The sequence below is a fragment of the Acidaminobacter hydrogenoformans DSM 2784 genome (assembly GCF_900103005.1).
GTDB lineage: Bacteria > Bacillota > Clostridia > Peptostreptococcales > Acidaminobacteraceae > Acidaminobacter > Acidaminobacter hydrogenoformans.
Window position 1 is genome coordinate 38,766 of sequence record NZ_FMWL01000016.1, and the last position, 24,833, is coordinate 63,598.

At 45.0% G+C, this 24,833-nt stretch carries 22 protein-coding genes; 6 read left to right on the plus strand and 16 right to left on the minus strand.

Going from position 1 to position 24,833, the window contains the following annotated elements; all coding sequences use genetic code 11:
* Positions 1 to 93: 93 nt before the first annotated feature.
* Together aroD and aroA are read right to left on the minus strand one after the other, a co-directional pair.
* The gene (aroD, locus tag BLP63_RS12715; RefSeq protein WP_092592171.1) at positions 94 to 858 is read right to left on the minus strand and encodes a type I 3-dehydroquinate dehydratase; all 765 of its coding nucleotides are present in this window, start codon (positions 856 to 858) and stop codon (positions 94 to 96) included.
* A gap of 44 nt (positions 859 to 902) precedes the next feature.
* Positions 903 to 2,189, minus strand: a complete 1,287-nt coding sequence (gene aroA, locus BLP63_RS12720; protein ID WP_092592173.1) for a 3-phosphoshikimate 1-carboxyvinyltransferase — start codon at positions 2,187 to 2,189, stop codon at positions 903 to 905.
* A gap of 132 nt (positions 2,190 to 2,321) precedes the next feature.
* On the opposite strand from aroA, the gene BLP63_RS12725 reads away from it, so the two are divergent.
* A complete protein-coding gene (locus tag BLP63_RS12725) occupies positions 2,322 to 3,212 on the plus strand; it encodes a LysR family transcriptional regulator (protein ID WP_170829449.1) in 891 nt (296 codons plus the stop codon).
* A gap of 203 nt (positions 3,213 to 3,415) precedes the next feature.
* Here BLP63_RS12725 and BLP63_RS12730 read toward each other — a convergent pair whose 3' ends face one another.
* The 6 genes from BLP63_RS12730 to BLP63_RS12755 form a co-directional block, all read right to left on the minus strand.
* Positions 3,416 to 4,915, minus strand: a complete 1,500-nt coding sequence (locus BLP63_RS12730; RefSeq protein WP_092592177.1) for a tripartite tricarboxylate transporter permease — start codon at positions 4,913 to 4,915, stop codon at positions 3,416 to 3,418.
* A gap of 12 nt (positions 4,916 to 4,927) precedes the next feature.
* Positions 4,928 to 5,461, minus strand: a complete 534-nt coding sequence (locus tag BLP63_RS12735; RefSeq protein WP_092592179.1) for a tripartite tricarboxylate transporter TctB family protein — start codon at positions 5,459 to 5,461, stop codon at positions 4,928 to 4,930.
* A 73-nt stretch (positions 5,462 to 5,534) separates the two neighbouring features.
* Positions 5,535 to 6,605, minus strand: a complete 1,071-nt coding sequence (locus BLP63_RS12740; RefSeq protein ID WP_242870909.1) for a Bug family tripartite tricarboxylate transporter substrate binding protein — start codon at positions 6,603 to 6,605, stop codon at positions 5,535 to 5,537.
* A gap of 474 nt (positions 6,606 to 7,079) precedes the next feature.
* Positions 7,080 to 8,366 carry a TRAP transporter large permease gene (locus BLP63_RS12745; RefSeq protein ID WP_092592181.1) on the minus strand — a complete coding sequence of 429 codons (1,287 nt, stop codon included), beginning with the start codon at positions 8,364 to 8,366 and terminating at the stop codon, positions 7,080 to 7,082.
* Positions 8,367 to 8,373: 7 nt separating this feature from the next.
* Positions 8,374 to 8,865: a TRAP transporter small permease gene (locus BLP63_RS12750; RefSeq protein ID WP_092592183.1), complete on the minus strand. Its 492-nt coding sequence runs from the start codon at positions 8,863 to 8,865 to the stop codon at positions 8,374 to 8,376.
* Between the two features lie 152 nt (positions 8,866 to 9,017).
* Positions 9,018 to 10,088, minus strand: coding sequence for a TRAP transporter substrate-binding protein (locus tag BLP63_RS12755; protein WP_092592185.1), 1,071 nt, complete (start codon positions 10,086 to 10,088; stop codon positions 9,018 to 9,020).
* 219 nt (positions 10,089 to 10,307) lie between these two features.
* Between BLP63_RS12755 and BLP63_RS12760 the strand changes: the two genes are divergently transcribed.
* The 5 genes from BLP63_RS12760 (at position 10,308) to BLP63_RS12780 (ending at position 16,618) form a co-directional block, all read left to right on the plus strand.
* Positions 10,308 to 10,772, plus strand: coding sequence for a (2Fe-2S)-binding protein (locus BLP63_RS12760; protein WP_092592187.1), 465 nt, complete (start codon positions 10,308 to 10,310; stop codon positions 10,770 to 10,772).
* Positions 10,765 to 11,640, plus strand: a complete 876-nt coding sequence (locus BLP63_RS12765; RefSeq protein WP_092592189.1) for an FAD binding domain-containing protein — start codon at positions 10,765 to 10,767, stop codon at positions 11,638 to 11,640. Before BLP63_RS12760 ends, BLP63_RS12765 begins: the two co-directional genes overlap by 8 nt.
* Positions 11,640 to 13,958: a xanthine dehydrogenase family protein molybdopterin-binding subunit gene (locus BLP63_RS12770; protein ID WP_092592191.1), complete on the plus strand. Its 2,319-nt coding sequence runs from the start codon at positions 11,640 to 11,642 to the stop codon at positions 13,956 to 13,958. Before BLP63_RS12765 ends, BLP63_RS12770 begins: the two co-directional genes overlap by 1 nt.
* A gap of 177 nt (positions 13,959 to 14,135) precedes the next feature.
* Positions 14,136 to 14,825 (plus strand): response regulator transcription factor, encoded by a 690-nt coding sequence (locus BLP63_RS12775; RefSeq protein ID WP_092592193.1) that lies wholly within the window; start codon positions 14,136 to 14,138, stop codon positions 14,823 to 14,825.
* A complete protein-coding gene (locus tag BLP63_RS12780) occupies positions 14,822 to 16,618 on the plus strand; it encodes a sensor histidine kinase (RefSeq protein WP_092592195.1) in 1,797 nt (598 codons plus the stop codon). The genes BLP63_RS12775 and BLP63_RS12780 overlap by 4 nt, the downstream gene beginning before the upstream one ends.
* Positions 16,619 to 16,855: 237 nt before the next feature.
* Here BLP63_RS12780 and BLP63_RS12785 read toward each other — a convergent pair whose 3' ends face one another.
* From BLP63_RS12785 to BLP63_RS12820, 8 genes are all read right to left on the minus strand, one after another.
* Positions 16,856 to 17,527, minus strand: coding sequence for a YkgJ family cysteine cluster protein (locus BLP63_RS12785; protein WP_092592261.1), 672 nt, complete (start codon positions 17,525 to 17,527; stop codon positions 16,856 to 16,858).
* 329 nt (positions 17,528 to 17,856) lie between these two features.
* Positions 17,857 to 18,618: a type II toxin-antitoxin system Phd/YefM family antitoxin gene (locus BLP63_RS12790; RefSeq protein WP_092592197.1), complete on the minus strand. Its 762-nt coding sequence runs from the start codon at positions 18,616 to 18,618 to the stop codon at positions 17,857 to 17,859.
* 311 nt (positions 18,619 to 18,929) lie between these two features.
* Positions 18,930 to 19,856, minus strand: coding sequence for an aminopeptidase (locus tag BLP63_RS12795; protein ID WP_092592199.1), 927 nt, complete (start codon positions 19,854 to 19,856; stop codon positions 18,930 to 18,932).
* An 18-nt stretch (positions 19,857 to 19,874) separates the two neighbouring features.
* On the minus strand, positions 19,875 to 20,552 hold the full coding sequence (locus BLP63_RS12800; protein WP_092592263.1) for an AroM family protein: 678 nt from the start codon (positions 20,550 to 20,552) through the stop codon (positions 19,875 to 19,877).
* Between the two features lie 5 nt (positions 20,553 to 20,557).
* On the minus strand, positions 20,558 to 21,496 hold the full coding sequence (locus tag BLP63_RS12805) for a DUF1177 domain-containing protein (protein ID WP_092592201.1): 939 nt from the start codon (positions 21,494 to 21,496) through the stop codon (positions 20,558 to 20,560).
* Positions 21,497 to 21,550: 54 nt separating this feature from the next.
* Complete coding sequence (locus BLP63_RS12810; RefSeq protein WP_242870910.1) at positions 21,551 to 22,810, minus strand: M20 family metallopeptidase; 1,260 nt, start codon at positions 22,808 to 22,810, stop codon at positions 21,551 to 21,553.
* A gap of 46 nt (positions 22,811 to 22,856) precedes the next feature.
* Positions 22,857 to 23,825, minus strand: a complete 969-nt coding sequence (locus BLP63_RS12815) for an ABC transporter ATP-binding protein (RefSeq protein ID WP_092592203.1) — start codon at positions 23,823 to 23,825, stop codon at positions 22,857 to 22,859.
* Complete coding sequence (locus tag BLP63_RS12820; RefSeq protein ID WP_092592205.1) at positions 23,818 to 24,831, minus strand: ABC transporter ATP-binding protein; 1,014 nt, start codon at positions 24,829 to 24,831, stop codon at positions 23,818 to 23,820. Before BLP63_RS12820 ends, BLP63_RS12815 begins: the two co-directional genes overlap by 8 nt.
* Positions 24,832 to 24,833: the final 2 nt, after the last annotated feature.

Here is a 24,833-nt window from a genome sequence, read left to right on the forward strand (position 1 = left end):
CAATTATGTCAGGTATTATTTACCATCTGCGTTGAAAGCAAAAGAGTCTGGATAATCAGCTGTTTCTGATTTCCAGACTCTTTTAATGGCACATTAAATCGCATTATGCAACATGTTAATAGACTCAGATAATTGTGATGCCGGAATTTGGCCCGGGGCGGAGCCTTGGCCAACGGTGCCGAAAGTCATTGCCGAGCCAAAGAACTCACCGGCTATCCGGCTGATCACACCTTTGGAGGACATGGACATAGTGATGATGGGACGATCCGCATAGCGCTCTGACATTTCACGGGTAGCGTCCAGAAGTGTAATGACATCAGACATTGTCTCAGGCATCACCGCAATTTTTGGAATATCCGCACCCATGTCTTGCATTTTCCTTAATCTGCTTAGCAGCTCCTCTTTACAAGGTGTCTTGAAGAAGTCGTGATTTGAGCCTATGATAACAACACCGGTTTTATGAAGATTCTCGATGAGTGTTAAAACAAAGGCATCCCCAGAAAATATCTCAACATCTATCAACTCAATTAAGCCACTCTGAGAGGCTGTGAGATTCAACGCGGCATAGTTCTCCAGCGAAATTTCCCGCTCGCCGCCTTCTTTTTTCGTTCTGAAGGTAAAAAGGATGGGTGTCTCTTCAAGGACTTGACGGAGCGCTTGAAGCGCTTCGAGTACTTTGGCTGCGTTAAAGACCTCATCGTAAAAATCTACTCGCCATTCCACGACATCCATTGGGTGATTCTTGAGCGCTATAGCCTTTTGAATGATGGCTTCTTTGGTTCTTTCAACAATCGGCACAATGATTTTGGGAGCGCCTTCTCCGATGCAGATGCCTTTTACTTTAATTACCTTACTCATGTCAGACCTCCGTATATACCTATAGCGCAGTTAACAGCGCAGTTCTATAACGCCTCAATGTCGGCGCCGACGTTGTTCATAACTTCGAGGAAGTTCGGGAAGGAGACCCCAACACATTCAATCTCATTGACAACTGTTTCGCCTTTAGCCACAAGGCCGGCCATCATGAGTGCCATTGCGACCCTGTGGTCGTCGTGGCTCTCAACCTCGGCGCCGACAAAGCCTTTGCCGCCTTTGATAATGACCTTATCCTCTTCTGAATCAATTTGAACACCCATTTTCCGCAGTTCGTTCTGCATCACGGCGACTCGGTCAGTTTCCTTGAGCCGAACCACTTCCAAGCCGGTAAGGGTCATTTCACCATCGGCATAAGCACCGATTACTGAGAGGGCGGGCAGAGTATCTGGTATATTTTTGCAGTCGACATGCACGCCGTGGAGCCGCTTGCCGCCTTTGATAAGGATTCTGCCGTTTACTTCGTCCTTGGTGATATCTGCGCCCATGCGGATCAGAATATCAACAATTTCCTTGTCGCCTTGAACGTCGTTAAAGTCAACGCCTTCGATGGTCATCTCTGACTTGGTCATGACAGCGCCGATCAGTGGGAACGCGACGCCGGACCAGTCGCTTGGGATGGCACGGTTGACGGGTTGATAGGTCTGCGGGCCATGAACGACGTATTTCATAAATGCGTCGTCGTGCTCTACTCTGACGCCTTGGCCTTCCATCCAGTCCAAGGTCATTTTCACATAGGAGACTTCCATTGGATATTTGACATGGACGGTTGTAGTCCCTTCCAGCATTGCCGCTGACAATAGCACTCCAGATACCTGCGGGGAAATCTTGCCTTCAAGATAAATGTCTCCGGCTTTCATTGGGCCAGTAATGACAACTGGCGGCGCGTCGATGCCCGGTCGAGCGATAAAGGCTTCCGCATCCGTTTGATCTAGTGATTCAATCAAAGTCTTGATTGGTCGTCTGCGGATTTGGGCGTCTCCTGTAATGATAGTGGAGCCTTTAATGGTTGCCGCCATGGAGCAGGCAATATAAGTTGTAGTGCCTGAATTGCCGCAGTCGATGACGTTATCCGGCAGTTTCAGCTTGCCGTTTGTACCGCTGATGATCCAGGCGTCTTTCTGCATTTCACACTCAGCACCGAAGGCCTGGGCCACACTTAAAGCGCTTTTGCAGTCCGCGCTGGTTAAAGGATTTTGGATGATAGATTTTCCGTTTGCCATGGCTGCGATCATGACCGCTCGAATGGTGTGGCTTTTTGAACCCGGTACCATAACGCTGCCTGATAGTTTTTGATTTCTCACTTTTGCTTGCATATTGAACGCTCCTAACCCAAATGGATTTCTTTGACTGATTAATTATAGAATAGTCTTGATTATCAATAACTTCCAATATATAATTTTTTATATATTGTTGACTTTAAACTCATGTATAAGGGAGGGGTATCTATGGAACTGCTCCAACTCAGATATTTCAAATTGATTGCTGAGGAAGAAAACATGACAAAGGTGGCGGAAAAGCTCCACATTTCTCAGTCGGCGCTGAGCAAAACCATTCGTACGCTTGAAGCCGATTTGGGATATAAGTTGTTTGATAGAGTTGGAAGAAATATCATTTTAAACGAAAACGGGAAAATTTTTCTAAAATACGTTAAAAGAAACTTCCAATCATTGGAAGATGCCCAAAAGGAACTGCATGATTTTAATACAATTGTACAAAACGAAATCACGCTTTGTGTCCAAGCCGGTCTCAGCATGCTGCCGGACATCATTTCAGGGTTTAACAGGAAACATCCGGACATCAAGTTCAACATCACTCAAAAGCAGCTCTTAAATGATTTGACTATAAGCAAATATGATTTTATTATCGCGGTTGCTGATATTGATGAAATACCAGGGAAAAACACAATTACTTTGCTGGAGGAAGAACTACAGCTTGCCTGCGCCCTCACCCATCCCCTTGCTGCCCGTAAGTCTGTTGATCTCAGCGAAGTGGCGGTGGAACCGTTTATCAGCCTGCCTTCTTATACAAAGCTCAGGCATACGACGGATTATTACTGTCAGCAGGCGGGCTTCAAGCCTTCAATTTTGCTGGAATGCTATGACTCCAACACCATTCTTGAGCTGGTCAAGAATGGCATGGGCATTTGTTTTCTGCCAAAATACACTTGGAAACAGATCAACTACGAAGGCATTGCCATTGTCAATATTTCAGAGCCTAAGTGCTCGAGACGTATAATCCTGACTTGGGATGCGGATCATTATATTACGAAATCCGCGGAATGCTTTCGCGATTATATTGTCGACTTTTTCAATCACGTGAGCCAAAGCAAGCAATAAAAAAGCCAACGGCCAGATCATTGAAAATGGCCTGAGATGAATTGACCGTTGGAAGGTTGGGTGTGGGATCGGCGATATTCATATGCCAATACTAATGTCTCTACGCTCAAAGCTTGGGATTCCGAGGTTCGAAATTCTCTGTCTGGAAAATCCACGCCCTCTAAATCTCAAAATTCCTAAATCCTAAGCTAATTTACCTCAGCTTACTTCCCGCGCGCCCTAAGGTTTGCTGTGAATTGCTTCACTTGCGGGATATTGGTGACAATCACCAGAATAGTGGCTGTCAGAAGAAATATCGTGATGGGCTTGCCGAACATGGACAGGAGCATATGGTCTGTAGAGGAAGCCAGGGAAACGGACCGTCTGAAGTTGGCGTCCATCATACTGCCAAGAACGATGGCCAGAATCATGGGGGCTGTTGGGTACTCTCTCAGGTTCATGACAAATCCAATGAGACCGAAGACAAACATTAGAATGACATCGAAAAGACGGTTGTTCGTCGCGAAAGAACCAACAACGCTCAGTACTGCGACCATCGGTAATAGAATGTTTTTAGGGACGGAAATCACTTTGCTGATTTTCGGTCCAACGATCCAGGCGAGAACCAACAGGGCAATGCAGCCAATGAAACCACCGGCCAAAATCGCGCTGAACATTTCGGGGCTTTCGATCAGGAACATTGGGCCCGGCTTGAGCCCGTGGATGTAGAAGACGGAGAGCAAAATGGCTGTGACCGCATCCCCCGGTACCGCCAGGGTCAGCATTGGGATCAACGCGCCACCTATGCACGCGTTGTTCGCGGATTCGCTGGCGACAATGCCCTCCACGGCACCTTCGCCAAATGGCGTTTCAGGATTCTTGACGATCCGCTTGGCCTCATTGTAGGCAATGAATGCAGCAACTGGGCCGCCCGCGCCAGGAAGAGCGCCAATAATGGTGCCGATGGTCGAGGTATACATTGAGAGTTTCCAATGTTTCAGCAGGTTTTTAAGCTTCACCTTGGATTTGTCCACCTGCATGACAATTTGCTGAAAATTATTGGTGTAGACCACACTTAAGACTTCTGAAAATCCAAAAAGTCCTATGAGTGCCGGTACGACGGCGATTCCGGATTGCAAATTATAGATGCCCATGACCATTCTCGGAGTGCCTACAATGGGATCAAGACCGATCATACTGACGACAAGGCCAAATGCCGCGCTGAGCAAGCCTTTGGTATAGTTTTTCGAGGTGACGGCGCCTACTGTTGCGAGTCCAAACAAAGCCAGCAGAAAATAGTCCATGGGTGTAAATTTCAAAGCGATATTGGAAACAGGCTTTGCAATAACCATCAAAGCAATTAATCCGAACGCGCTGCCTATGAAGGAATACATGGAGGCGAAGGACAAGGCCACATGGGACTTGTTTTTAATGGCCAGAGGGTGGCCGTCCAAGGTCGTGACGACGGAAGATGGCGCTCCAGGAATATTGATCAGGATCGCGGAGATCGCACCTGAATATACACCGACCACGTAAACTCCCATGATGGTTGCCAAGGCATCCACGGTGTTCCAGCTGTAGGTAATCGAAACCAAAAGCGCTGTAGCCATGGAAACAGACAGGCCAGGAATCGATCCTACAAACAATCCGGCGACGGCGCCCATAAATACAAAGACAACAAACCTTATATCAATAACCGAAAATATTCCTAAAATTGTATCCATCTCTATCACTCCTTAAGGCAGCAAAACGTGCAGCAGCGATCTGAACGCTATGCTGATAAACAACGTTGACAGGACAGGGGTTAAAACCAGAACAGATGCTTTACGCACGCCCAGATACCACATCAGGACAACCAGGAGCAAGATGGTGGCAACCTCGAAAATTGAAAGGGTGATGGCCAGGGAATAAATCATAATGGTCACTATTGGAATCTTGACGAGAGATAACACGGCATAATAAATTGAAATAATTGCGAATACAATCGCGACACCTTTGAGATTCGTCTTTTTCCGGACATCGCCAACTTCAGCAGCACCCTCAAACCCAGTTTCAAGTTTAACTCTTCTCAATGACTGAAGGATCAGCGCAACTGACAGAAATCCAATCATGAAAGAAACAATTAACGGAAAGAGAGATGGCGATTGCGCCCAATCCTTGTTGAAGCCTGCGTTGAAGGAAATGATGGCATAGGCGAAAAGGCCCAGGGCAACCACCAGAAAAACAATGCCATCTATGAGGTTCGCCCGACTTTTAGTCATTTTAATCATTTTGAAAATCCTTTCTGTTCCCAACCGAAAGATATAAGCAGCGCACATATGCTCGCATATGTGCGCTATTCTGTTATTCGATTCTTGGGATATTGAAGCTCTCAGGACTATTTTTCGCGACGCCATTGTCATACTGGAGCCAGCAAATCATAGACTCCCAATCTGCGTAAAACTGCTTCATTGACGCTTCGTCTGTATATTTTTCGTAAAGCTTGTCCGCGCCATTGCCCTCGACAAACGTATTCCATTCTTCTTCCTGGAATGAAGCATTGACCTCTTCTCTAAGAATTTGAACGATTTCATCCGGCGTACCTACTTTGACCAGCATAGAAAGCGGTGTCAAAGGAATATCCAGATAGCTTTCAGCTTCAGGCATCGCCTCTGTAAAGGCAGGAATATCCGGGTACTTTTCAAGCCTGTCGTTCGCAAATATCGCAAGAACTTTTACATCGCCACTGGTCATATAGCTAGTGACAGAGGACAGATTGGCATTCGTAAAGTCAACTTGATCGCCGAGTACACCAAGAAGTGCATTGTTGCCGCTGTCAAAACCGGTCATAGCCACATCATATCCGAGCGCTTTAAGAATCAGACCCTGATTGTGGCCGCTGCCCCCTGGTCCGGAGTGAGACATGGTCACTTTGCCGGGCTTCTCTTTGATCGCTTGCAGCAACTCTTCAATCGTATTGTATTTTGAATTCTTGGAAACAACAACGACCTTTGGATCGTTGACAACCGGAGAGATTGGCGTAAAGTCATTATAGGACAACTCACTGGTGCCCATGGTGCGGTAGGTGCCAATAGTCTCTGCTGAGAAAAATATGGTGTAGCCATCTGCTGGAGCGTCATAGACAAATTTGGTGCCTATGGATCCGGACGCGCCGCTCATATTGTTGACGGTAATCGGAACGCCCAGCTTTTTCTCCAGCTGAACCGCCAGCATTCTTCCATAGGTGTCGGTGGATCCGCCCGGTGCATAAGGGACGATCATGGTAATAGCTTTTGTTGGATAGTCGACCTTGGCCGGTTCGTTTGCCGGTGCTTCATTTGGATTGTTCGTGGTCACACTGCATCCAAAAGCGAAAAGGCTCAGCGCCGCAGCGAGGGTAATTCCAAGTAAGGACTTAATGAATGATGTTTTCATAAATTTCCTCCTATCAAAAGTGGATGACCGTTGTTTCTGATCTCAATTTATCATCAAGCATTGTGAATGTCTAATACATGATATCTCATGTATTATGAACCTACAGGTCATCATTTCAGAGGCTTGTTGATATTGCTGATCTCTATCGCTGTTTAGGGTAGCCTCGTGATAGATTATCCCTCTTAGATTTGTTTGATGCTTTCGCAATTTTCTGATATTCGGCGCCAGGGAAAGACGCGGTAATTTTTGCCGATGGTCTCCTCCGGCCATCTCCCTCAGTATCGCAGAGATTTTTGAGGAGTACCAAAGGGTTGGTAGATAGCCGATATTATTTCAAACAGGAAATCCCCATTATCACATTGTGATAATGGGGATTTCTGTACCTTCTGAAATTCTCAACTAAACTCATGTATACAATAGTTTAAATTGGCCTTACTGAACTGTTTCATCAAAGAGATAAATTATAAAACTCCCCTATAACCCAAACAATCCCGGCAAAAACAGCGTAATCTGAGGAACAAACGTCACAAGGATCAGCGCAACTATCAGTGCCAATAAAAATGGCCAAATGGACTTCACAAGCGCTTCGAATTTCATCCCAGTGATCCCGCATGCCACAAACAAATTTGAGCCCACCGGCGGGGTTATAAATCCTACGGACAAATTGAAAATCATCATGATTCCAAAGTGATAGACATTAATCCCGTATTGGGCAACAATTGGGTACAGAATTGGGCTAAGAATAATGATTGCAGTAAAAGTTTCCATGACACATCCTACGACCAGCAGTATCAAGTTGATTACGATAAGCAGAACTATGACGTTGCTGCTCATGGAAGTCAAAGCCTGTTCCACCATGGATGGAACGCCCTCAACCGTCAGTATTTTACCCAGGACAGAACCCGTCGCCACAACGATCAGTATGGAGGAGACAGTGATGGCGGAGCTGATAAACGCATTGGCGGACGCGCTTATAGTCAACTCTTTGTAAACAAATTTCCCAACAATAAATCCATAGACGCAGGCAACCACCGCAGCCTCCGTAGCAGAGAAGACACCGCCATAGATTCCGCCTATGATAATCACAGGCACAAAAAGGGCCCAGATGGCATCGATACCACATTTTAAAACGTTTTTCAGACTAAAGGATGCACTGTTGTTCTTGTACCCTTCTTTTCTCGCATAATAATAGACCGTCAGGATCAGTAAACCACCCGCCAGCAGTCCAGGTCCAATCCCGCCCATAAACATGTTGCCAGGAGAAGCGGCTGGAAGGGCGACGCAGTACATGATCATAGGAATGCTCGGCGGAATGATGGTTCCGAGGACTCCGGCTGCAGCCGTTAACGCCGTCGCGAAGGACAGCGGGTAGCCCTGTTCTTGCATAGCGGGAATCATAATGGTCCCGACAGCTGCTACGGTCGCTATTGCAGAGCCGCTGATCGCGCCAAAGAAAATACACGTCAACACAGTCACAATACCGAGTCCTCCTGTGAAGTGACCAACCATGGCGTTCGACAGATTAATCAGCCTTTTGGAAAGTCCCCCGCCCTCCATCAGAGAGCCCGCCAAAATGAAAAACGGAATTGCGATAAGTGGAAAACTGTTCATAGATGAAAAAATAGCTTGTGATATGTATTCAAGTCCCATCTCCCCGCCAGCAAAACCATAAAGACACAAAGCCATGCCGATGGCGACGCCAATAGGCACCGACAGAAAAACAAACAGCGCAAATGCGCCTAACAACAGAAAGATCAACACGTTGCCATCACCTGCCCGTCTCTTGTTTTCTTTCACTAAACAGCAGCTTTGTATCTACGATCAGCCGGTAAATACTCAGCATAAATCCAACCGGGATTGCAATTTGAATCATCCACATGGATAAACCAGTTGATTCTGACATTTGCGGCAGCACAAACATTAAACTATAGACTTTTTTTAGGGAGAAATAACTGAAGATGCCGCAAAAAATTATAAAAACCACATTGGACAGGACTTTAAGATAGAACTGATTCTTCTGTGAAACAAAGACATACGCGAGCTCAACTTTGATATGGCGCCTCTTTTTAACAGCGAGTGAGATTCCAATAAATACTGACCAAATCAGCATGTAAGTCAACAAGTCCTGACTCCAGGAAATGGAGTAGTTGACCACATACCTGAAGAAAATTTGAGCGGTCGCGATCAAAAGCATAGCAGTGTAAGTTACAATCAATAACCATTCCTCAATATGTTCATCCAACTGTCTTAAGAGTCTCATGAACAACCTCCTCGTAAAACCTATTCCTTTATGCAGCTTTTATATCATGAAAGCTGCTCTTTTGATGTGTAAAAAGGTGTCGTTAGACACCTTTTTACTTATAGAGATTCACTTCAATATATGGGGGGATACCAGCCTTAACTTTCTTTTGGTTACTTGCTTTCAATTTCCTTGATCTTCGCTAATGCGCTTTCCAATAGTTCTTTGCCAATTTTTTCTTCAAAGTTTTTGTAAGTAGGCATGGCTTGATCGATAAAGGCTTGCCGCTCTTCATCCGTAAGTGTTGTAAATTCTGTAGTGGATTTTATGACGTCTATGGCCTCATTTTCAAGCTCTACCGCTAATTTTCTATTAATGTCTTGTGTGCTGAGAGAAGCTGCATCAAGGATGGCTTTGACATCCTCCGGATAAGCATTGTAAATCCCTGTATTGATGAACATGCCAACCGGGTCAAACGCGTGCTGGGTATCCGTTATGTATTTTTGCACCTCGTTGAATTTCATGCTTACAGTGTTGCTGAAGCTGTTTTCCTGGCCATCAATGGTTTTGGTTTGAAGACCGACATAAATATCCCCATAAGGCAGTGGCGTTGGATTTGAGCCATAGGCTTTGAAGTAATCGAGCTGAACAGGATTGTCCAAAGTTCTTATTTTCAATCCTTTTAAATCATCAGGATGTTTGACTGGCTTCACGTTATTGGAAACGTGGCGGTAGCCGCCGTCAAACACAGCTAACTGTTTGAAGCCTTTGTCTTCAATCTTGCTGGCAATTTCTTTCGCCAGATCGCTGTCAAGGAATTCAAAAGCGACTTCTTTGCTGCTGAATAAGTATGGAAGATTGTACAGGAGGAAAGCGTCCGAAAATTGAGCGAAAGGTGGATAAATGTTGACACACATTTCAATGGTGCCGTCCTGAACACCATTAAAGATATCAGCGCTGCCGCCAAGGGATCCGCCTGGGAAGAGTTCGACTTCAATACGTCCTTCTGACAAAGTTTCAACTTGTTCCTCAAAGTGTCTCATGGAACGGGTTGCAATATCTTGTTCAGGTGTGACAAGGCCGACCTTGATCTTGAATTCTCCTTGCTTGACTTCCTTTTCTTCCGCTGCAGGTGTTTCAGTTGCTGGGGTTTCCGAAGCAGGCTGTTCCGTATTTGTCGTTGGCGCGCAGCCGGCAGCAAACAGCAAAACCGTCATGAGGATCAGAGCGAGCAATTTTTTCATCCGTATTCTCCTTCGTTTTGAATTTTGTACAGTTTGAGTATAAAGAAATCAGCCTCCAATAAATATGGACATTTGATGATACTTTATGACTTTTTAATAACCAATTCTTTTATGATGTAATACTTTGTCATAGAAAAGTCATAAAAGTCATGATGTGTAGTCAGAATCCACGAATAGAATGAAGGCAAAGATTTTACTATCTATCAGGAGGTTTGAGCCATGGTGATCAATGCTGTTGTCAATGGGGTTACAGTCCAAAGAGAATGCAATCCTACTATGAGACTGCTGGATTTTTTACGTGATGAAATGGATCTGAAAAGTGTCAAAGAAGGCTGTGGCGAAGGGGAATGTGGCTCGTGCACGGTACTCTTTGATCGCGAAGCCGTGACATCCTGCACTATGATGGCGGGTCAGATTAACGGTCATGAGGTTACCACCGTAGAAGGACTGGACCATGCAGGTGAGCTTGAATCACTGGTCAACGCTTTTGTGAGCGCAGGCGCAATACAGTGCGGCTATTGCACGCCGGGAATGCTGATCTCCACGAAAGCCCTGCTTTATAAAAATCCAAATCCAACAGAGGATGAAATCAAGCGGGCACTTGAGGGCAATCTTTGCAGGTGCACTGGCTACAACAAAATCGTTGGTGCCATTAAGCTCGTAAGGGGTGAAACAAATGATTAGCAGCGACTTTTATGCCCCCAACAATCTCAAGTCGCTGGCAGAAGCCCTTAAGGTGAAACGCGAGCGCCATGATGTCTACATAGTCGCCGGCGGCACGGATTTTTCAATCTTCCGAAAAAAACAACACCTTATGGATTTTTCAGTGATTGATTTAACTCAGATTGAGGAAATGAAAGAAATAACGTTGAAAGAGGATTTTATTGAGGTGGGCGCTGGGGTAACCATGACGAATGCTGAAAAGTCGCCCATTCTGAAACGCCATACCCGAGCATTGACGGATGCCGCAGGTTGGATGGGATCGACTCAGATTAGGAATCGTGCGACCATCGGCGGAAATATGGCTAATGCGGCTCAATGTGCTGATACCGTTACGGCATCCTGTGTGCTGAACGCCACAGTCGTTTTGATGAATGCCCATGGTCAGCTTAAGGAAATTCCGCTGGAAGCGTTTATTTTAGGGATCGGAGAGACTGCATTGGAAGCGGATGAAGCTCTGATTCGGATTCGTTATCCTTTGGTGGGACGTAACGTTTATTCTGGTTTTTCGAAGGTTGGCAGCAGAAAAAATATGAGTATTTCCAAGCTCAACCTGGCGATCCGGGTTGAGTTTAGCGATCAGCATGTTGAAAATGCCACATTTTGTTTTGGATCCATAGGCTCCAAAAGTATCTTGTCAAAGGCTATGTCAGAGCATTGCAGCGGACGGCTGTGGAATGAAACCTTGTTAAGCGAACTCCTGGAGCTGGGTTCACTCCAGGTGGACGAGGCCATTCCAGGAAGAGACTCACGGCACTATAAGCGGGTTGCGGTAAAAGGTTTGATCAGTGATGTTTTTCAAGAGATCTCAGTGCAAAGGATGGGACTTTGATGACTAAGGATTATAAATATATTGGAAAGAGAATTTCCCGGATGGACACGCGTGACAAGGCACTTGGACGGACGCGTTATGTTGCTGATATGACGAGGCATGGCATGCTTTATGGCAGGCTCGTGACCAGCGAAAAGGCGCACGCCATAGTCAGCGTCGATAAATCCGAGGCACTTGCGGTGGACGGGGTATGGGCGGTTTTCACCCATGAAGATGTGCCTCACAAGCCTTATAACTCAAATCAATGGTACCCCGGGTCGACTATTAAAGAGGATGAGCATATCCTTCATAAGCTTGCGAAGCATGTTGGAGACCGAGTGGCGCTGGTTTTAGGGGAAACCATGGAAGCCGCTGAGAGAGGCTGTCATGCTTTAAAGCTCACCTATGATGAGCTTCCGCCAACAATCGGCATAAGCGCAGCGCGGGATGCTGTGCTCAGCGGCAGGAATCCTGATCTGCTTTGCTTCGAAAAGACTCTAAGCTGCGGTAATACCGACTCAGGCTTTGAAGCAGCTGATTTTATCATAGAAGACATTGGTTCCACCCAAAAAGTGCATCACGGCGCCATTGAAAATCATGTCTGCATGGCAGAGCAGGATCCGTTTGACAATCTTATTATCTGGACGCCGTGTCAGGTTGTCTTTCAAGTTCAGCATGTGACGGCCCAGGCACTGAGTCTTCCGTATGATAAGATCAGGGTAATCAAGGCAGATATGGGCGGATCCTTTGGTGGCAAAGGCATGCCGGTTCTGGAACCCATTTGCGCGTTTGCAGCCCTAAAAACAGGACGCCCCGTCAGGATTGTTATGGATCGGACATCATCCATTGCGTCAACAAGAATGCGCAATGCCTCTGAACAAAGAATCAGGACAGGGGTCAGCAAAGAAGGAAAAATTCTTGCCAGAGAAATTGAAATTGATTTTGACGGCGGGGCTTATACCACCAATGGTGCGGCTATTGCAGTGGCATCGGGAAAAAAAGCGTTCCGTGCCTATGAAATAGAACACCAAAAATATACCGGACGGACATTTTTTACAAACACCACACCGGGCGGCGCCTGCAGAGGCTATGGCTCCCCTCAGGTCCACGCTGTCAGCGAGATCAATCTGAACAATGCTGCACGCATGCTTGGAATGGATCCTGTGGAATTTCGAATCATAAATGCCGTGAAGCCTCAAGAGAGCATAGAGGGTGCGGTGGACCAAATTGGAATGCCGGGCATTGGAAATGCAAGGCTCAGAGACTGTTTAATAGAAGGCAGGGAAATATTTCAATGGGATGAGCGGAAAGCCAATGTAGCGGCAAAAAATAATACAAAAAATAATAACCGCTATGCCTATGGTTTAGGCGTAGCGGTTGGCGCCCATGGAAATGGCTATCATGGCGGATTCCCGGATTATACAAATGTCACACTTCAGATTATGCCGGATGACCGGGTGGTCGTTAAGATTGGCATCCACGATTTGGGCTGTGGGACAGTTTTAACCATGCAGCAGATTGCGGCCGAAGTTCTGGACGTGTCCCCTGGAAAAATTCATATTCCTCAAGCGGATACACATCAGTCACCTTATGATTCCGCTGGTACCCAGGCGAGTCGAGTCACTTTTGTCTGTGGCGGTGCGGTCAAAGCAGCAGCGGAGGGGATCAAAGCAAAAATGACAAAGCTTTACGCCAGTGCTTTTGGGTGCAGTCAGGAACAGGTCATTTTCGAGGAGGGCATGATTGGATGCAGGTCGACTAACTCGACAGAATCGTCTGTTTCATCTGTAATTTCAGAAAAAATGAGCCTGGGCCGCTTTGCTGTTTATTGTGAGAGCAATCTGGAAACGACCTTAAAAGTCGACCTGGAATATAAGTCCATTGCAAATCCTTCCGTTTATAGCGTCGCCTTTGTAGAGGCAAAAGTCGACCGCTATTTGGGTTTGGTGGATATTGAAGACATTTTGATAGTTCAGGATGCGGGGCAGATCATCAACTTGACCCTTGCAGAAGGTCAGGTCCAGGGCGGGGCTCAGATGAGTCTGGGCATGGCGCTTTATGAAGAAGTAGTCTTTGATAATAAAGGCAAATTAAAGACAGATAATTTTTCCAAATATCATATGATCAATGCGCCCTCAATGCCTGAGATCAGAACACATTTTATTGAAAAGGGAGAGCCCTTTGGTCCATTTGGCGCAAAAAGTGTTGGCGAACTGGCTGCAGTCGCCCCTGCACCCGCGCTGATCAATGCCATCAATGACGCGCTGGGAACGAATATCACAGATTATCCGGCGACGCCTGAACGGATTATAGCTGCTCTTGAGGGTTTGAATCGGTAAGAAGGCTTCAATTAAATGTTAAATGTCGCTTCTTAAGCTAATTTCTACGGACTGAATATTGTGTGATATAATAAAATGTAATCATACAATTGCGACAAATTTCGACAAAACACTTAAGGTGACTTAAAATTTATTGGTGCCGTTGGCAATGGGACATTTAATGGGAGGCCGGTTATATTGGTCAAAATCATGGTTGTAGATGATGAGATTGAGATCGCGGATATGATTGAAGACTTCTTAAGGCTGGAAAACATTGAAGTTATTAAAGCCAGCTCAGGTGAAATGGCCCTTGAACTGTTGAATGACGAGGTAAAGCTTTTAGTCCTGGACATCAATATGAATGGCATGAGTGGCATTGAGCTGTGCAAAAGAATCCGCAAAGTGAGTTTCAAACCAATAATTTTCTTGACTTGCAACAATTCACAAAACGATATGTTACTGGGACTTGGCGTTGGTGCTGATGATTACATAACGAAGCCCTTCAATCCAGTTGAGTTAGTCGCCAGAATCAAGGCTAATATCAGAAGAACGAGTGATTACAATCAGGGCAGTATCAAGGATGAAATCATCACCTTTGGGGATATTGCCATCTATAAAAAAGGCTACAAGGTTTACAAAAATAATGCCGATGTTAACCTCACATCCAAAGAATTCAATCTTCTGCTTTTCATGATCGAAAACGCTTACATTGTCCTCAGCCGGGATCAGATTTTGAACAACGTTTGGGGAGACGCTTTCTATGATGAGAATTTAGTCAACACCACCATCAAGCGGCTTCGAAAGAAAATTGAGGACAACCCGGATAAGCCCGAATACATTAAAACCATTTGGGGTGCCGGGTATGTCTTTGAAGGTACTGTCAGATGACCATCAAAATCAGGACCAAGCTGCTTATGATCATGTTGATGATTGCTATCATCACGGCCATTCCAGTGACTTTATTGAGTATGGATCTGCTGATTAAATCTTCCAAGGCGACAGCCATGGATTTTGGGAAGACCTCCGCCTATTACAATTCAGAAATTATAAAGACTTGGCTTACCGAAAAATCGAAAATACTGGTCGGTTTAAAATCTCAACTCATCTCAAAAAATAACTACGAAGAAATCACGGCGCTCTTGAGATCCTATTCCGAGATCAATCCTGATTTTATCAGCATTTTTGTTGGTCTTGAGAACAACGAAATGATTGATGCCTACGGCTGGGAGCCGGATCAAAGCTACGACGTGACACTCCGTCCCTGGTATCAGAAAGCAATGAATCAGGACGCTTATGTTACGACCTCGGTATATCGGGATTTCAACAAGAAGGTCAACGTCACCGCCATAGCCTCAAGTGTAGAGATTGCAGGCCTTGAGGGTGTAATTGCCGCCAATATCTATGTGGATTACATCGTGGAGATCATTGACGACATCAAATACGGCGACCATGGCTTCGCCGTTTTATTGGATGATAATCTTAATCTGATCACGGGCCCAAAAGACACGGATAAATTAGTTGTTTTTCATAGCATTTTTGACAAGCTTCAAGCGGATGGCAAAGTGCTTGAGGCTCCAGAAGCTTTCGAAGTCGAGCTGGCGGGTGTGGATTATATCGCTGCTTATTCCAGTATTGAAGGTTACGACTGGAAGCTCTTTTTGCTGGCACCGCTTTCAGATTTTACACAATCGGCCGCCGCTATGCGCGAGCGGATCATGTATATTTCTGTAATAACCGTACTTCTAATTTTTATGATTGATTTTTATCTCAGCAGATCCTTGTCGCGGCCAATCGAAGCTTTGATCAGCAGCGTTTCTCGCATAGCAAAAGGAAACTTGGATACAAGAATCAATATCCGAACGCAGGATGAAATTGGAGATTTGAGCATAGAACTGGATAAAATGCGTTCGAATCTGAAGCAAATATTCGAGTCTCTGAAATACGAAAGCAGTATAATAAACATGAATTCACAAAACCTTATTCAGCATCTGGAAGAAACCCGTCAGGGGACTTCGAGGTTTTTGTCCATGCTGTCCCATGATATCAAAACGCCAATCACCCTGATCAAAGGCTACAGCAAGGCGCTCAGCATGGACATGGTCGATCCTTATAAGGCGAAGGCCTATGTAGAACGCATTCAATATCGCACAGATCAGATTGAAAATATTGTGACGGATATCCTCGATAATACTTATGAGGCCAACAACATCCACGTGAACCTCAAAGAAATTAAAATCTCAGATTATGTTAATATGATTCTCTATAACACGGAGAATTACCTCAGCAATCAAAAGCGTGCGTTGGTGATCCAAATCGATCCAATGTGCTGTGAAGACGAAAGCGTGGTTGCAGTCGATCTTACCAAGATCCAGCGGGTCATCAATAATCTATTGTCAAATGCGGTGAAGTTTTCCGTTGAGGATTCAGAGATTGAACTGATCATTCGACTTTCTGAAGGTCGCCTGTTAACCTGCATCCGGGATTATGGCATTGGAATCAAGGAGGAAGAACAAGAGAAAATCTTCAACATGTTTTATAAGTCCGACGGCACTCAAAAGGGCTATGGTCTTGGATTGTATATCAACAAGGCCATTATTGAAGCGCATGATGGCGAGATTTTGTTTGAGTCCAGCTTTGGCGAAGGGACTGCGAGCGGGTATTTCTTGAACATAAAAGCATAGTGAACAGCACTTTCAGCTGAGGTTTATTTATACACACAGCAAAGTTTTTCTGTGCGGATGGTCACACCGTCTCAACCCGATCTTTAAATTATATACTATGTATGCGAAGTACATTTTTTAACCCATTATCCGATCCTGCGATAATGGGTTAGTTTTATTTTTGATCCAATTTTGTCAATTCCCTCAACCGCGTAAGCCATAATGCACCAGGTTCAGACCGTCTCGAACGAATAACCACTAAACAATTATCCCCAACCGGTCCTTCGCTCCATCCAGCGCCTCAAAAAATGCAGCGTAAAAATCTTCTCCCTCTTTCACCGCGATCCGGTAGAACGTCTCGAGCAGGTAGTCATTGGCAGCCTTCAGCTCGTCAGCATCCCGAACGAACTTGAAACGAAACGCAAGGGCCTTCAGGCAATTATGCCACGCACTGAGAAATGCCTTGTTTTTCTCATAGTCCTCAATGCCAATCCACTGTTCCACTTTGACCCTTTTCAGGTTAGGCTTCACACAGGCGTCCACCTGAAGGAAATACTTGAAATCCTTCTCTTCGTAGACTCTTCCGAGCGGGAACAATCGGCAGATATTGGGACGGTACGCATGAATTGTGCAGCGCCCCTCTTCACTCAGAAAGCTGCAGCGTTCATCAGAGCCAATCATTTTTAAGTATGGAAGCGTTATTTTATCAAAGGTGCGCAGCTCCAGGTGATCAACTAACAAGTCATCAAAGGCTGCCCCGAGTCCCCGCGTCATCTCATAGGTGTCAAAGGGTGTCAATTTCACCAGCTCACCGACGCCGCAGCAGCACGCGCTGCAGCCTTGACACCCGCCGGCATCCGCTTTGACAAAGTCCTTGAGGTCGTAGAGTCTTCCATCAGAAATGGACGCCAGGGTATTCGAATCGTTCATTGTTACCACGGGTTTCATCTTATTCATTTCAGCTTGGTCAGGAAGTGCGCCCAGCGGACAGTGAAAGCACCGCTCATAAAAGACATCCTGACCACCCCCCTTTCCGGTCTATAGTCACAGCTTGTTTTGGTATCGTGACCATCGGCAAATCTTGTATCCTTAGTTTCCAGGACTTTGCCTATAGTTGCACCTCAAAGACTGCTTTTGCTCATTTAAATTATACATTTATTACACCAAAAATAATCAGATCGTTTCAGGTATATCTTAAACAATGCATGAGCTTTTCATTGCGGTTCCCGCCCCCACAGCGTTACACAGGGCAAACCCGCTTATTCAAACAGCGCCCCCAGGGAAATGGCCAAGCCCTCAAAGATTTGGGAACAAGCCACTTCCTCATTTTTATAGTGGCTATAGCTTTCAATTTGCAGATTGTCGAACCTGTAAATGATCACCGTTTTGTGTTTATGATCTACAATCCAGTACTCTTTAATCCCTGATAGCATATAAGTATTCAGCTTTTTGGTCATATCCTTGGAACGGGTACTCGCAGAAAGAATCTCCACCACCAATTCTGGTACGCCAAAATACTGACCCTTTTCATTTAGATTTTCCTCGGTGTCACAGGCAATAATCAGATCCGGTTGACAAACATCAGGATCCCTGATTTCCGGCTTGAACAACCTGATATCAAAAGGCGCTAAAATAACCTTGCACGCCTTCCCTGAAATAAACTGTCTGAAAGCCATATAGAGCATCCCCAGCAGCTCCTGATGCTTAAAGCTGGGCGCAGCCATCAGAATGATTTCACCCTCAATATATTCCATTCGAAGCTCACTTTTTTCACTGATCTCCAGGAATTCCTCATAGGACACTTTTTTCCCGGCAACCTGATAATCCAGCGCTTTTTCCTTGACCTGCATAAGCTCATACCGGGCGTAATCGGACAAATAGGGTGTCATGCGTACAGCTTTTTCACCATTTTTGGTTATGACCACCTCGTGATTATCATTCACGTAGTCAAGATATTTGCCTAAATTCTTTTTCAACTCGGTCGCAGAAATGGTCACACTCTCTTCAACGCTCTTGCTCATTTCATCACCTCGTAGAATTTTGTTTTTCGTACGTTCATTGTAACATTTCGTGCGATAAAGCTCAAATTAATCGCACGATATAATTCCCACATCTTTGCGGTATCTGACACGAAGAGAAAAAGACCTGATCAATTTCAAAACAGCTCAAAAACCATTTTAAACTATTCTAATCAAAATTTATCTAATCATATAGTTATGCAAATGAAAAGATTGCATACATATAACGTTCAACGTTTAATGTATGCAATCTAATTGGATAATTTTCGTAGCTTTGCACAAAGTACAGATTATCATTCAATAAGTTGTTTAGACTAATCAAACATCAGCTTTTTATCATCAACATAAACATCAGGCGCCAGACAAATGCAATCGATGTGAACGCCAGCTTCGGTCGCACCACCGAAAGATTTATTGCTTCCAAAGGCAACGTGGATTGTATTGTAGACTTTTTCATCTTCTAAAATTACGCCCGTAATCCTCGCGGATCGATTCGCCCCTATACCGAACTCCGCTATCTTTCGTCCGTTCCCTTCACCCAATAATTCCAGAAGTTTTTTGCCCATCTCTCCGGTAGCATGAACCAATAAACCATCTTTCAGCGTAAGCAGTATAGGGGTGTCAACCTTGCCCAAGCCTGCAATGGATCCATCTATCACAAGGGTTCCATTGGCGGAAGTCTCAATAGGTGCGATATAGCTTTCCCCTGAAGGGATATTCCCAGCTTCACCTTTATTGTGAAAAATGCCCGTGCTCGAAATGCCTTTTCGCCCTTCAATTGATAATGTCAGGCGGTGACCGTCTTTTTCAACAGCGATTTGGTTTCCTTCATTTAAGATTCGAGTGAAGTGATCAGTCAATTGAACAATCTCATCCGGATCTGCCAAAACAGCACCTGTTGAAAGCATATCTTCTGTGATCCCCGGCAAAGTACCAATTCGCGCGCCTGCCATCGATGCATTTTTTCTGGCCACGGTATGAGTGAGAGACGCATTGGTGACGCACAGCACAACATCTGCAGATTTCATGGATTCCGCTACCATCCGAGGTGGTTCTTCTCCAGATTTGTATATGGCAGGCATCTTAATGATAGCTGTTTCATTCCCCAATTCTTTTGCTGCAGCGTAGAAATAGCCTCCAATCCTGTCGAGCTTTTCATCTGTCACAATCAGAACAGATTCAAACTCTTTTAAACCGAAATTATTAATGTAAATCGTTTTGATGTTTTCTTTGATACCCATGGATGCCCTCCTCTTTGATCAAATCCGTGACAACTCACCAAGAATGCGGGCAACCAGCGTCCTTGCAAGAATCACCGGCTTTTCAGTTTCACGAACAATTTGCTCTTTCATTGAAGTCGTGTATCCTATGCAATCCATTACGATTAAGTCAACATCGTTCGTCTTTAAATTCTCAAGACCGGATAGAGTCAAATCACGCTCCTCATATGGGGAAAAAGGAGTGGGTATAGCTTCCAACCCGGATCCGCGCCACTTTTCAATGGTCTGGTCAATCTGATCCGCATCTGGAATGACAACGCCAATTTTTCCCGTTTTAGTCAGCAAGGGAACCACGCTGTGGAGAAGCTTTTGTGGATATATCAACGGCCGGGTTGAGTGAAAGACATCCGGAAAGGTCCCCGTACAGATAAACACGATAATATCTGCACCCTCCTGTTCGAGTTTGTCAATGCAGGTCTGAAGACGTGGTAAGATCTGCTTTTCCGCGAACTTTACACTCCTGCCATCTCTTAGAGTAGAAACCAAAACATAATCGCCTTCTTGCGGCTTCATCTCCAAGATTTCTTCATATTCAAGCCCATCCAGCGCACCCGCCTGGATCACTTCTACATCCGGGCCCAAATGAGGCAGCATTTCCGGTACGACATCCGTTCTTGGTGACTGCCCTATTGTTATTGCTCCCATTTTGTACTTCATGTGCATTACGCTTTCTTGCCGAGGGTTTGAAGCTGGTGCATATTGCCGTATAATTTGGTGAGAAGATCAAATTCTTGTTGGTCATAAAATCCGCAATTTCCTCTGCCGAACTCCTTTGCAACTTCCAGAGTGAAACGTGCCGCCTGCTCGAGATCAAATGGGTGACTCGCGCCTGTAGCACAACCGGGAACAGCCACCTCTGTCGTTATGGCAACACCAACTACCGGAGCTTTTGTTGCTGTTGCAGGCTGAAGAATGCTGTTGATATGATAAACGTCATTGCCATATGGCGTTATGTCCTGCATACTTAGTGGGAAAACTACTGGTAATTTTCCAGTGGTGTATTGCATGATGTCAAGCAAATGATCACTGACTTTAAGGATATACCCTTCTTTAACAGTCGGCGAAATAGCAAACCCTCTGTGGTTGATCACACGATTTCCTTTCGTTGTATCCACAGACAAGATGGCATCCAAATCTCCACTAACTTCTTCCTGGTTGACAGTAGCCATATCTACTGGCGAACCCATGAAAGGAACCGGCTTGTGAGGCTGAGTTGGTGCATCTGGACATATATGTGTTGATAACACTACGTCGCCATCCAGAAAGTCACCCTTGTTCTGCATGTCGAGAAGTTTTGCAGCTACAGCCATCGCGATCACAGCACCATCTGCATCCGATACCATGCCAATCATCTCTGGTCGCGCACCGATTCCTCCGAGCCTGCCAAGTATTCCAATAGTAGGTGCGTCCATGCCTTTTAATTTCCCTCTGGTCCCTTGTATAGTAACTCTAATGAAGTCGGTCTTTCCTTGTTCACTTGTTATTGTCTTGACCTCGACATCCTTAGCCCCGTAATTCTCAAGATAACGTTTCATCTCATTACCGTTTGCAGAGGCTGAATCTATCAATTCGTACACTTCCATAATTTGTTTTATAAGCATGCCCTATCCTCCTAGAGTCTCTATTTGTAACTCTATTTTCTATATTTTGATTCTCTAATTTATACCAAGAAGGTCACACAGAGAAAGCAAATAAATCTTATTCGCATTTATGACATCTTGTATATCCACATTTTCATTGTATGAATGGATGCCTTCTGTATTGGCTGGTCCGTATTGAATGGTTGGAATTCCTTTCTCCCTATAATAACGGGCATCACTCGAAGCCCATTGATAGGCAGGCAATACTTTGATATCCCATATTTCCTCTGCGTACTTCTTGATTGCCTGAACAATAGGCGCATCAATGGACGTGCTATTGCCGAAGTTTTTCCAAGTCACATCATACTCAACGCCATCTACATCGCTATCATCAATAATAGTTTGAATTGCTCTATCTACTTCAGTCACATCGGCACCAATAGGTAGCCGTATGTCCACGCGCGCTTCGCAGTAATCCGGCACCATATTTAACTTGGTGCCACCTTGAATAATGCCTACACTTGCCGTCACATGGTCAATAACATTTTCAATACCAGGCATTTCCAGCTTGCTTGCCGCAATATATTTAGAGTTTTCAAGGGCCTGAGCTTGATCGAGACTGAATTGACCTCTGATTTCATGTAGTCTTCCAATATTCTGGAGAACCTTCGTGAGCTTAATGATTGCATTATCACCTTTATAATTGCCAAGGCTTCCGTGCGCTGAAGTTCCATGGGCTTTTAGCACCAGTTCATTTGATCCTTTCTGACCGATTTCAATCGTAAAGTTTGAAGTGGGCTCAGCTACGATACAAGCATCTGCTTGGTCGGAGTAACCTTGTTCGCATAACCACTTGGTCCCGTATTGGCCACCAGATTCTTCGTCAGAAACAATATGCAGACGGACATTCCCCTTAATAGGCGCTTCTGATTCCTTAAGGAGCCTCATTGCAAATAGGATTCCCGCGACGCCAGCTTTCATGTCGGAGGTTCCCCTCCCTAAAATCAGCGTATCTGTAACTTCTCCACAGTAAGGATCAAATCTCCATTTGGACAGATCTCCGGCTGGGACAACATCTACGTGCCCATTAAGGATGATGCTGGGCCCCTCATCATTTCCTATTTTAGCCAAAACGCACGGGAAAGCTTCATTAGCTTTCAATTCTTCAGCTTCTATTCCTGATTCCTCAAGATACTTTTTAACAAAATCAATAACTTCTCGCTGGCTTCCCGTTGGGTTTTCGCTATTGATCCGGATCAGCTTAGCGGTCAATTCAATCAACTCATTACTTCGACTCGTAGCGATTTTCAAGAGTTCATCTTTTGTCACGCTCATTTTTATCCTCCTATTAAATCCTCATCTATATCATTTTCATGTAATCCTAATATAAATAGCATGCCACCTGGTGGCCCTTCTCCAGTGTCTTCAGTTTCGGCGTTTCAACTCGGCATCGATCCATAACATGCATGCATCGGCTCGCAAAAGGACATCCCTTTTGTTCCCCAATTGGGCTTGGGATTTCACCCTTAAGCTGGATTTTTTGTGTCTCTTCAAAGGGGCTCTCTGGAGGTATAGCAGACAGCAGCGCCTGAGTGTAAGGATGTTTCGGATTCGTATAAATTTCCTGGGCATTGCAAAGCTCCACAATACGCCCCAAATACATAATGACAATTCTATCGCTGACGTGCTTGATTACGCTCAAATCATGCGATATAAATACCATAGTTAAATTATGCTGCTTCTGAAGATCATTGAGCAAATTAAGGACCTGGGCTTGAACAGATACATCCAATGCTGATACAGGTTCATCACAGACTATAATGTCAGGATTAAGCGCTAATGCTCTTGCAATGTTTATGCGTTGCCTCTGTCCTCCCGAAAACTCGTGTGGAAAGCGGTGGATATGCTGTTCATTTAAACCCACTTCTTTCATTAGAGAGATAACCTTCTCCCGGCGCTGGATTTTGTCCAATAATTTATGAACGACCATAGGTTCTTCAATTATTTGACCAGCCGTCTTCCTTGGATTTAATGAGGAATACGGATCCTGAAAAATCATTTGAATCTCTTTGCGAAGTGCTTTAAGTGCTTCACCTTTTTTCTCATTGATATCCAAGCCATTTAGCAGAATTTTCCCTGATGTTGCTGTATGAAGACGTACCAGACAACGGCCAAGTGTCGACTTTCCACATCCAGATTCTCCGATTATTCCCAAAGTCTCGCCCTTGTAGACATCTATACTCACGTCACTAACCGCATGTAGGATTTTTTGATGCTCACCAAACTTACTTTTCCTCAGTTTAAATTGCTTATTGAGGTTTATTACGCTCATAATTGGCTCATTAGGCATTGATCTTCACCCCCACTCTTTCCAGGGTACTATCCTTTGACTGACGGTGGCAGGCAACAAAGTGCCCCGGATTAACTTCTATAAGCTCCGGCACCCTTTCAGAGCAAACCTGCAAAGCATAAGGACAACGATTGTAAAAGTTGCAGCATCCACCCGTTAAGCGTAAATCCGGAGGCGTACCAGGGATCGTGATCAATTCAGTTTTCGAATCTTGAGAAAGCTTTGGCATGGAATCCAAAAGCCCCCACGTATAGGGATGAAGCGCTTCAGCGTATAATTTCCTGGCTGTCGTGTGCTCAACAGTTTTTCCGGCATACATCACCATTACCTCATCGCACATTTCCCACACAATCCCTAAATTGTGAGTAATTAGCATGATGGAAGTATTCAAGTTGCGCTGCATTTCCTTAAGCAGGTTCAGTACTTGGGCTTGTACCGTTACATCCAGTGCGGTTGTCGGCTCGTCTGCTATAACAAGCTTCGGCTGAGCACTGATGGCCATAGCAATGATGACGCGCTGACACATCCCCCCAGATAGCTCGTAGGGATATGAGTCCATTCGACTTTCAGGATTTGGGATGCCCACTTTCTTCAAGGAGTCAATACTGATCGCCCTGGCTTCTTCCACCGTCACATTCCTATGAGCTCGTATCATTTCGACCATCTGATAGCCAACCTTGAACACTGGATCAAGGGACGTCATAGGGTCTTGAGAGATTAGCGAAACCTCTTTACCACGATATTCCAAGAGCTCTTTCTTACTCAAAGTCAAAACATTTCTTCCATCGAAAAGGATTTCCCCTTCCACAATTTTCCCAGTATTTTTAGGAAGCAACCGCATGATAGAAGAAGCTGTCATACTTTTCCCTGAACCGGATTCTCCGACAATACCTAACGTCATACCCCGCTTCAAATCAAAGCTAACCCCGTCGACGGCCTTAACTACACCACTGGCAAGATATAAATATGTCTTCAGGTTTTTAGCCTGCAGGATCAATTCTCCCAAAC

What these genes read in the sequence shown, in the direction of transcription:
- aroD (WP_092592171.1), bottom strand. Translation starts at nt 858, where the DNA reads ATGAGTAAGGTAATTAAAGTAAAAGGCATCTGCATCGGAGAAGGCGCT.
- aroA (WP_092592173.1), bottom strand. Translation starts at nt 2,189, where the DNA reads ATGCAAGCAAAAGTGAGAAATCAAAAACTATCAGGCAGCGTTATGGTA.
- BLP63_RS12725 (WP_170829449.1), top strand. Translation starts at nt 2,322, where the DNA reads ATGGAACTGCTCCAACTCAGATATTTCAAATTGATTGCTGAGGAAGAA.
- BLP63_RS12730 (WP_092592177.1), bottom strand. Translation starts at nt 4,915, where the DNA reads ATGGATACAATTTTAGGAATATTTTCGGTTATTGATATAAGGTTTGTT.
- BLP63_RS12735 (WP_092592179.1), bottom strand. Translation starts at nt 5,461, where the DNA reads ATGATTAAAATGACTAAAAGTCGGGCGAACCTCATAGATGGCATTGTT.
- BLP63_RS12740 (WP_242870909.1), bottom strand. Translation starts at nt 6,605, where the DNA reads ATGAAAACATCATTCATTAAGTCCTTACTTGGAATTACCCTCGCTGCG.
- BLP63_RS12750 (WP_092592183.1), bottom strand. Translation starts at nt 8,865, where the DNA reads ATGAGACTCTTAAGACAGTTGGATGAACATATTGAGGAATGGTTATTG.
- BLP63_RS12755 (WP_092592185.1), bottom strand. Translation starts at nt 10,088, where the DNA reads ATGAAAAAATTGCTCGCTCTGATCCTCATGACGGTTTTGCTGTTTGCT.
- BLP63_RS12760 (WP_092592187.1), top strand. Translation starts at nt 10,308, where the DNA reads ATGGTGATCAATGCTGTTGTCAATGGGGTTACAGTCCAAAGAGAATGC.
- BLP63_RS12765 (WP_092592189.1), top strand. Translation starts at nt 10,765, where the DNA reads ATGATTAGCAGCGACTTTTATGCCCCCAACAATCTCAAGTCGCTGGCA.
- BLP63_RS12770 (WP_092592191.1), top strand. Translation starts at nt 11,640, where the DNA reads ATGACTAAGGATTATAAATATATTGGAAAGAGAATTTCCCGGATGGAC.
- BLP63_RS12780 (WP_092592195.1), top strand. Translation starts at nt 14,822, where the DNA reads ATGACCATCAAAATCAGGACCAAGCTGCTTATGATCATGTTGATGATT.
- BLP63_RS12785 (WP_092592261.1), bottom strand. Translation starts at nt 17,527, where the DNA reads ATGAACGATTCGAATACCCTGGCGTCCATTTCTGATGGAAGACTCTAC.
- BLP63_RS12790 (WP_092592197.1), bottom strand. Translation starts at nt 18,618, where the DNA reads ATGAGCAAGAGCGTTGAAGAGAGTGTGACCATTTCTGCGACCGAGTTG.
- BLP63_RS12795 (WP_092592199.1), bottom strand. Translation starts at nt 19,856, where the DNA reads ATGGGTATCAAAGAAAACATCAAAACGATTTACATTAATAATTTCGGT.
- BLP63_RS12800 (WP_092592263.1), bottom strand. Translation starts at nt 20,552, where the DNA reads ATGAAGTACAAAATGGGAGCAATAACAATAGGGCAGTCACCAAGAACG.
- BLP63_RS12805 (WP_092592201.1), bottom strand. Translation starts at nt 21,496, where the DNA reads ATGCTTATAAAACAAATTATGGAAGTGTACGAATTGATAGATTCAGCC.
- BLP63_RS12810 (WP_242870910.1), bottom strand. Translation starts at nt 22,810, where the DNA reads ATGAGCGTGACAAAAGATGAACTCTTGAAAATCGCTACGAGTCGAAGT.
- BLP63_RS12815 (WP_092592203.1), bottom strand. Translation starts at nt 23,825, where the DNA reads ATGCCTAATGAGCCAATTATGAGCGTAATAAACCTCAATAAGCAATTT.